Raw genomic sequence first — 233 nt, 5'->3', positions numbered from 1 at the left:
AGAGGCGCTGAACGAGTTCGAACGCGGCGTGCAGCTGGCACGTCAGGGGCAGGCCAAATTACAACAAGCCGAACAGCGCGTACAAATTCTGCTGTCTGACAATGAAGACGCCTCTCTAACCCCTTTTACACCGGACAATGAGTAATGGACTTTCCGCAGCAACTCGAAGCCTGCGTTAAGCAGGCCAACCAGGCGCTGAGCCGTTTTATCGCCCCACTGCCCTTTCAGAACAC

1 protein-coding gene is annotated in these 233 nt (G+C 55.4%); it reads left to right on the top strand.

Features of this window, described 5'->3' with window-relative positions; genetic code table 11:
- The first annotated feature begins 7 nt into the window (after positions 1-7).
- On the top strand, positions 8-145 hold the full coding sequence (locus SB756_RS35720) for an exodeoxyribonuclease VII small subunit (protein ID WP_410913972.1): 138 nt from the start codon (positions 8-10) through the stop codon (positions 143-145).
- Positions 146-233 lie beyond the last annotated feature (88 nt).

Source organism: Pseudomonas sp. SIMBA_068, from assembly GCF_046534705.1.
Classification (GTDB): Bacteria; Pseudomonadota; Gammaproteobacteria; order Pseudomonadales; family Pseudomonadaceae; genus Aquipseudomonas; species Aquipseudomonas putida.
This window is presented reverse-complemented; position numbering and strand designations above follow the sequence as displayed.